Source organism: Mycobacterium sp. (assembly GCF_035506235.1).
Taxonomy (GTDB): Bacteria; Actinomycetota; Actinomycetes; order Mycobacteriales; family Mycobacteriaceae; genus Mycobacterium.
Genome location: NZ_DATJPU010000035.1, coordinates 1 through 4,936, shown reverse-complemented (window position 1 = coordinate 4,936; position 4,936 = coordinate 1). Strand labels below are relative to the sequence as shown.

5 protein-coding genes are annotated in these 4,936 nt (G+C 63.1%); 2 read left to right on the top strand and 3 right to left on the bottom strand.

What is annotated here, in order from left to right:
• Positions 1–344: 344 nt before the first annotated feature.
• The 3 genes from VMD50_RS29795 to VMD50_RS04075 all read right to left on the bottom strand — a co-directional run bounded on the left by VMD50_RS29795 (position 345) and on the right by VMD50_RS04075 (position 3,084).
• Positions 345–539 carry a LuxR C-terminal-related transcriptional regulator gene (locus tag VMD50_RS29795; protein ID WP_414685995.1) on the bottom strand — a complete coding sequence of 65 codons (195 nt, stop codon included), beginning with the start codon at positions 537–539 and terminating at the stop codon, positions 345–347.
• A gap of 626 nt (positions 540–1,165) precedes the next feature.
• Entirely contained in the window at positions 1,166–1,885 is a 720-nt protein-coding gene (locus tag VMD50_RS04080; protein ID WP_325425119.1) for a creatininase family protein, read from the bottom strand.
• On the bottom strand, positions 1,882–3,084 hold the full coding sequence (locus VMD50_RS04075; protein WP_325425117.1) for an NsdA family TPR-like regulatory protein: 1,203 nt from the start codon (positions 3,082–3,084) through the stop codon (positions 1,882–1,884). The genes VMD50_RS04080 and VMD50_RS04075 overlap by 4 nt, the downstream gene beginning before the upstream one ends.
• Positions 3,085–3,248: 164 nt before the next feature.
• Between VMD50_RS04075 and VMD50_RS04070 the strand changes: the two genes are divergently transcribed.
• Both VMD50_RS04070 and VMD50_RS04065 read left to right on the top strand, forming a co-directional pair.
• A complete protein-coding gene (locus tag VMD50_RS04070; RefSeq protein WP_325425115.1) occupies positions 3,249–3,590 on the top strand; it encodes an SCO3933 family regulatory protein in 342 nt (113 codons plus the stop codon).
• Between the two features lie 104 nt (positions 3,591–3,694).
• On the top strand, positions 3,695–4,936 hold a 1,242-nt coding region (locus VMD50_RS04065; RefSeq protein ID WP_325425113.1), incomplete at its 3' end, for an FtsK/SpoIIIE domain-containing protein.

Sequence of the window (4,936 nt, the reverse complement as noted above, 5' to 3'; positions counted from 1 at the left end):
TATACGAAGGCAGGCTGAGTCGCCACGGGCATACCCGGCGGCCCTCCCGGATCGCTACCTGGTACAGTCCAGATGTTGGGACTGAGCCACCATGGATTGCCATCCACTATCTCGAGTTGAACCGACATAATTCCCTCCGGGATATTCATCTATTCGAATATGCTGCCGGCCGAAAATCGATGCGTGCGGCTCGATAATAGAGTTTAATTAGTATTTGCCATCGCTCCGCCGTAAACCCACGAACCTCCCCAGGCTTCGCTTCCACATTTCGATAACGGCTTGTAGAACAGGAACGTACACGCCCGCACAAACGCTACTCGCCTGGTGTCGCATACGTCAACACGTCAGAGCGGTGCCATACGCCGAGCTTCTCCAAGATCGAGCTTCTCCAAGATATGGTGCACGTGATTTTTGACGGTGCACAGCTCAATTCCGAGTTGTGTAGCGATCTCTCGATTGGCGAGACCAAGCGTAATCAGGCCGACTATACTCTTTCTCCCGAGCAGTAAGCCGAGCCATCGGCCGTGCTGTCTGGCCACGTTGTGTAAGCACTGGAACTCGTCGCATCAGACTCGCAGAGATCTTCGCTGAGCACACGATCTCACCGCGTGCGACGGCGCGAGCAGGCGCGAGAAGATCGTCGAGAACCATCGCGGGGCACATACCCTGCAACACCCGCTTCGGCACAAGCCAGAGCAATGCTTGATTACAGTATTGAAACTCTTCACCGCACACGCATGGACGCGCGTGTCACCACCGGCGTCTGGGTGGCTGACGCGGAACATCGGGCTTTGGTGGCGGCGGACGGGAGCGGCCGAGCGGACGGGAGCCGCCACCAGCGAAGCTTCGGGTCACGTCGTCGATCACCCAGGACGGCCTTGGTCAGGCCCGAGCTGCGCAGGGTAGCTGAAATCCACAGAAAAGATGGAATCACTCCCCCTCCCCAACATTCCACACGTGAATAGGGAGATTTCGCAGCACTAGCGCGCACACCTCACCATGACAAAGACCGGTACCTAGCATGATCCGCAATCGGCGTGCATACCGGTAGCTTCGGCTGGGTCCGACGGCGTCCGTCGCGCTCGGCCGGCGAACGTCGGCCGCCACCAAAGCCGGATGTGTACGCAGTGGCCAGCCAGATGTCCGGGTTGTCGACAGCGAGCGCCTATTCGGTGGTGATGAGCTTGATGAGTGCGTGGGCATTTTGTGCGAGGTGTTGGAGGGCCATTTTGCCTTTGGCTTCTTCGGCGCGGGATGGGTAGCCGATGACTCCGGTGGACGTATAGGCGCCGATGCCCAGGGTGGTGAGGTAGCGGCGGTCGGTGGCGGTGTGGTCGGCGCTGCCCCATCCATCGCGTAGATAGTCCGGGTAGGCGGCCAGCAAGATGGACGTCTCGAGTTCGCCGGCGTGCATATCGTCGTGGTTGCTGCTAGTGATGCCCGCTGCCGCGCGGGCTTCGGTCCAGTCCTCGCGACTCGGGTAGAGGCCAATCTTGATGCGACTGCCGCGCTGGTTGGATTGTTGTACGACGTTGGTTAGCACTGCGTTGCCGCCGTGGGCGTTGACGATGATCAACCCGGTGACCCCTTGTTGGACGAGACCATCAACGATGTCGCCGACGACCGCAGCCAGTGTCGTCGCGCTGACACTGAGAGTGCCGGGGAAATCGGAGTGCTCGTGAGAGCAGCTGAATGTGATCGGCGGGAGCCGAAAAATATTGTGGTGCGCACTTATTTCTGATGCGACGGCGCAGGCGATCAGGGTATCGGTAGCCAGGGGCAGACAGGGGCCGTGCTGTTCGAAGGACCCGATCGGCAGGACCGCGAGCGTGGCGGATGCAACGGCATCGGTCGTGGTGGTGTCGGGGATGATCGGGCCGTTCATGTGGCGACTCCTTGAGTGGCGTTTTTAATCCGTCCGGCGAGTTGCTGCAGCACAGAACTGCTGTTACGCCGTCGACGGTCTCTGACGAGTGCGCCCGCCTGGGCGAGGTGGCGGCGGGCCCGTTGCGACGGCGCGGCGAGGTACGCCGGGATGGCGGTGTCGGCGAGTGTGAGCGCGGTCGGGTATTCGCCAACAGTGATGTATGCGTGCAGCAGGCGCATGCCCGCGACGGCATGGTCGCGGTGCTGGCTTGAGGTCCAACAGTGGTGGTGTCCGGCCAGCAACTCAAGGGCCTCTTCGCAGTGACCGATCCGCAGATACCCGGAGGCGATGTCGCTGGCGATGTAGGCGGCGTGGGCGTAGATCGCGTAGTCACGGGGTGCAGGGTCAATGTCGCCGAGTTCCAGCGCTGCGGCCGCGTGGCGGTGAAACCCGCGTTCGTCGCGGTTCGCCAGCGCAGCGAGGGCCCGTTGCCGAGTGACACTTGCGGCCAGGCGGCCAACCTGACGGCCAGCGATAAGTTCGGCGGCCTCGGCGGCCAGGTCGACGGCGAGATCCGGGCTGGTCCGGCTCAGGATGTTCGACTGCCGCATCAAGATCATGGCCGTCAGTTCCGGACCGGACGACCGCAAGTGCAAAGCGGCTTTGTTGGTTAGACGTTCGGCAGCGGTGTAGTCACCGAGGTCTTGGGCGATCCATCCGGCAACTTCAGCGATGGTTCCTGCTGCTTGCCGCACTTGGGATTTCAACGACTCGGGCGCGACCGAAATGAGGGCCTCGACGGTGGCGAGATCGCATTCGACCAGCGGCCGGGCATGTTGAGGCCCGAAGGTGTGCTCAGCCTCGATGTGCGCTTGCTGTTGGTGGTCGATGACGGTGAGAACCTCACGGTCCACAGGTAGCTGAACCAGCAGCGGGTGGGGCAACCTGGTCTCGGTCGGCACGCTGAAGAATTCGTCGGGTTCGACTCCGAACACCGCGGCCAGATCATTGCGCCACATCTCGCCGAGCTGCCCGGTCGCCAAGATGTTGGAAATCGTGCGCTTGAGCGACTCCACAGTGGGCAGGTCGTCATCGCCACGGAGCTTGCGGATGTTCGTTACCTCGATCGCCAACTCGCGAAGGCTATACCCGTACTCCTGTTGCGCACGGCGCAGCTGTTGCGCATTGCGCTCGCGGATCGGGTCGGCGGCGGCCACCAGTCGATAGTGCCTGACACATCAGCGCACGTCAGCCGAGGGTGCGCGTCCGGGGACCTCACTGCCATCACTGGGCATCACTTTCAGCGACTGCCCGACTAGCGCTGTTCTGGTCACGCGGCCAGAAGCGACCGCGCGAACAAAACCAGAAAGGCAGTGCTGCAATGAAACTCAAGATCAATACAAATGGCGTGTCGTTTACGTGCACCCGTACTCCGGAACAGCGGGTCAACTTCGACACCGGCCAACCTCGCATCGACAAAGCCACCGGCCAGCCGTTGTGGCAAGTCCAGGTGATGGCCCTGGACGAGTCAGGCGGTGACGTGATCGCCGTCAGCGTCGCGGGAGAACCGAACGTCTCCGCCGGACGTCCCGTCACGATCACCGGGTTGGTGGCACTGCCCTGGTCACAAGACGGCCGCTCGGGCATCGCCTACCGCGCCGACGCGATCACCCAGACCGCCGACACGCCAGCGAAGAACGCAGGCACCTCCGCGCGTCCCTGACCCATCGGAATCGACGGGGCTGCCCGCCCACCCGCGTCACGCAGTGATGACTCCGGGCGGGCAGCCCCCCGACCGAACAACACGATCTACCGAAGGAAATGCCAATGTCTCATTCATCGAACACCAAGCACAGCACCGGATCACAACACTCTAACGACGAGTGGATCGTCATCCTGATCTGGTCCCTCTTCAAAGCCGCCGGCCACCTGCTGTGGTTGGCGATCCTGTTCCCCGCGATCAGCGTGCCCGCATTCATCAGCTTCGCCGTGACGATGCGCTACGGCTTCGGCGCCGGAATGCTCACCACGATCGGGCTGGCCGCCGGCTACGGCGCCTGGGCAGCTCTGGACGCGCAGTCCTTCGACAGCTGGATCACCCAGCCGATGCGACAACAAGTCGCATCGTGGTGGCGCTACACCCGCAACTGGGAATCGGTGTGCGCTCTGCACGGTTTGACCGCGCGCTACCAAGACCGCACCTACACACCGGAGCTGCGCTCCGTATGGATCGGCAAACACACCGACGTCATCGACGTGCGCGTGGCCACCGGCCAGTCAGTTGGGGACTGGCAGAAACGAACCCGGGCACTCGCCGCCACCTGGCGCGCGGACCGACTGATCATCCGCGCCACCACGCCCGGCGAACTGCGGATCACTATTACCCGCTTCGACTTCCTGGCCCGGCCCGTGGGGCTGCCACGGCCGACGGCCAACGCCGCCGTGAACCTCTCCGCGGTGCCCGTCGGGATCACCGACACCCACCAATGGTGGCGCGTTCCCGTCCTCGGCCATCACCTGCTCATCGCCGGCGCCACCGGGTCAGGTAAGGGATCGGTGCTGTGGTCGCTGATCGCCGGGCTGTGCCCAGCTGTCAAGTCCGGCCTGGTCCAGTTGTGCGTGATCGATCCCAAAGGAGGGATGGAGCTCGGCGCCGGCGCACCGCTGTTCAGCGCGTTCTCTCACGACGCCACAGACACCACCCTGCAGGTGCTGCGGAACTTGGTGACGGTGATGCACACCCGAGCCAACCGGCTACGTGGGCAGACCCGCCTACACACCCCAACACCGAAGGAGCCGCTGTACGTCGTCATTATCGACGAAATCGCCTCGCTGACCGCCTATGTCACCGACCGCAAGACCCGCGCCGAGATCGAACAACTCCTCGGACTCATCTTGACACAGGGTCGTGCGGTGGGGATCAGTGTGGTAGCGGCGATCCAGGACCCGTCCAAAGACACTCTGCCCGTGCGCCAGCTGTTCACGGTGCGCATCGGGCTACGCATGACCGAAGCTACCCAAACCGCGATGGCGCTCGGCCAGGGCGCCCGCGAGGCTGGGGCCGAATGC